Source organism: Blautia sp. 1001283B150304_161114_C9, assembly GCF_015668165.1.
GTDB lineage: Bacteria > Bacillota > Clostridia > Lachnospirales > Lachnospiraceae > Blautia_A > Blautia_A wexlerae.
Window position 1 is genome coordinate 1 of record NZ_JADPGO010000077.1, and the last position, 2,434, is coordinate 2,434.

The following is a 2,434-nucleotide window of genomic DNA, read 5'->3' on the forward strand; positions in this document are numbered from 1 at the left end:
CGAAAGGGCAGTTAATGAAAAGTCTCCATACTGCTTTTTCGTTTGCACCACCTTCGATTCTTTCCTTAACGATTTTACTTTGTAACTATGACTTTTCCTTCTGAATCCAGAAGAGGTGTAATAGCCGCTCCATATCCAGATTTCCAACAAAGATAGTTAACCCCAGTCTCCTTATCTACAAGGATTTGGCGAACTCCTTCATCCTTAAGCTGACTTCCGTCTCTAAATGTAACTTCAAATCTTTCTTCTTTCTTTGCCATGTTTATTTCTCCTTTTTTCAAGCGTTAAATTCCGATTTTCTCAATTCTCCAAACTGGAATTTACCTTCTGCTCATATAAAATATATCAATAGCTTTACTTGCAAACTCTGCTGTGCCAACTCCTCCAACATCATCAATAATTTCCGTAAGTTCTCCTCCGCCGGCATACATTCTTCCAAGACCGCATAAAATCTTATCAGAACATGTATAAAAATGATCTGTAATGTAATCCTGAAGTTTCCTTACCTGCAACTGCACCTGTTCATCTTCTGGATCCATTTCTTTCATTTGTCCGAATTCAACAAATAATTGCATAAACTCATTTGCAACAGTAGCTTCATCGTCTTTCGTCCAGTTCTTTGTTTTCTCTTCAAACTCCTTATACTCAGAGGTTTGTCCCCATTGTTCTTTTGCTCGTTTAGAATACTCATCAATCTTTGTTGTATCAAATACTTTAAAATCCATATATTTCACTCCTATTCCTTTTATTCCTCGAGCGAAACTAATAAGATTTTCAAGATGCTCTTTTTTCATAGTTAGCAATTCAATCTGCTGCTCTAATGCTTTGTTCCTGTCAAAGTTAGGGGCATCAATTATCTTTTTAATCTCCTTAAGCGGAAATTCCAATTCTTTAAACAGTAAAATTTGTTGCAGCCTTTCCAAGGATGTATCGTCATACAACCTATAACCTGACTCTGTATATTCAATAGGTTTTAAGAGACCAATGGTATCATAATACTGCAGAGTGCGTATACTCACTCCTGTTAATTTACTTACCTCATTCACTGTCATCATTGTCATTTCCTCCTCTCGATAAACATATCGTAAACTATTACGTTGCGTAGGAGTCAATAGTTTTTCAAAGAAATTTTCAAAATTAACAGCTTGATAAATTTAAATTTTCCTGTTATACAAACTGGGATTTCTGGATGCGTATAATATGCGAAAAAAACTTAACTCCATCTTAAATATAGTGCTGAGTTTCACTGCCATTCTTTAACACCATTTTCACCACACCAAGCAATGCTGCAAACAAAACACCAGCAACCGGCCATACAATCCATGTAATATCCCAGCTCATCGTCCAGAAGCTCCATGCAAGGTAAATCGCTGTAGTCAAGCACCAATATACACCAGAAAACGTGTCAGTCTTTTTCTTAAACAGTTTTTCTTCTTTTGTATATTCGCCTTCCTGAAGAAGGGTATCGTAACTGCTTTTTACCATCCCAACACGAACCAACAGATTCACTCCTATTGCAAGTATGAATAGCAGCAATCCAACGGAAAGGCCGCAACAATAGTCAGACGTTTCCATGGCTCCGGCAATAATTGTCGGAATCACTGCCAGTATACAAAGCACTACCCCAACAGCTGTTCCTCTGATAAAAATCGGTTCATAGGAATCTTTTTTTTCTCGTACTATTCCAGATACACCATACTCTGTTTCAAAGCATTCTTTTTCAAAATGTTCCATATGTGATTCTCGCATTCCATATGTAATAAACAAAAAGACGGCTGCCGCAACCATTCCAAGCAAAAAAACACATCCAAATACTGTTGCCAGAGATTCCGAAACATGAAATACGCCATCTTCTGCCATTGTCACAAGAACAATCAATAATATTGGACTTGAGATACACATACTTGTTGCGTTTGCCACTACTTTGGATCCATTTCTTTTCATGTCAAGAAATTCATTTGCATTCTCCATAGTTACTTTTTTCAACGGTTCTGCATAGCTTTCAGTACTTTCGTGATAGGTGATATTTTCTGCTTTCATTTCATCTTTTAATAGGTAATCTGTACTAACACAAAATAGCTCCGACATCTGTAAAATTCTTTGCAAATCTGGAACAGCTCCTGCACTTTCCCACTTAGATACTGCCTGTCTGGATACGCCCAACTGATTGGCTAGTTCTTCCTGTGACCATCCATTCTTTTTTCTTTCCTCTGTAATCTTATCAGCTAAAATCATTTTTTTCTCCTTTTGCAGATTTTATGAGCTCAATATAACAGTTTTGCTGTTTGCATTCCACCATTTCAGGCTGTAAATCTGTCAACCAGCAGTTGCAAATCACAAAAGAACTCTATGAATTCCGATTTTCCAACAATACAAGCAGGAAATTATTTATCATCTGTATTGTTTTCCTTTTTCTTATGAGTCGAACCCAAGC

3 protein-coding genes are annotated in these 2,434 nt (G+C 36.9%); all 3 read right to left on the bottom strand.

Annotated features, from left to right (window positions below; genetic code table 11):
* Positions 1-74: 74 nt before the first annotated feature.
* The 3 genes from I4V44_RS17275 to I4V44_RS17285 all read right to left on the bottom strand — a co-directional run bounded on the left by I4V44_RS17275 (position 75) and on the right by I4V44_RS17285 (position 2,235).
* On the bottom strand, positions 75-260 hold the full coding sequence (locus I4V44_RS17275; RefSeq protein ID WP_005342831.1) for a DUF6440 family protein: 186 nt from the start codon (positions 258-260) through the stop codon (positions 75-77).
* A 60-nt stretch (positions 261-320) separates the two neighbouring features.
* Positions 321-1,055: a MerR family transcriptional regulator gene (locus tag I4V44_RS17280; protein WP_118331684.1), complete on the bottom strand. Its 735-nt coding sequence runs from the start codon at positions 1,053-1,055 to the stop codon at positions 321-323.
* A gap of 169 nt (positions 1,056-1,224) precedes the next feature.
* Positions 1,225-2,235 (bottom strand): helix-turn-helix domain-containing protein, encoded by a 1,011-nt coding sequence (locus I4V44_RS17285; RefSeq protein ID WP_055057415.1) that lies wholly within the window; start codon positions 2,233-2,235, stop codon positions 1,225-1,227.
* Between the last annotated feature and the right edge of the window lie 199 nt (positions 2,236-2,434).

Bases quoted from the DNA above. Each gene is read 5' to 3' on its own strand.
- I4V44_RS17275 (WP_005342831.1), bottom strand. From the start codon at position 260: ATGGCAAAGAAAGAAGAAAGATTTGAAGTTACATTTAGAGACGGAAGT.
- I4V44_RS17280 (WP_118331684.1), bottom strand. From the start codon at position 1,055: ATGATGACAGTGAATGAGGTAAGTAAATTAACAGGAGTGAGTATACGC.
- I4V44_RS17285 (WP_055057415.1), bottom strand. From the start codon at position 2,235: ATGATTTTAGCTGATAAGATTACAGAGGAAAGAAAAAAGAATGGATGG.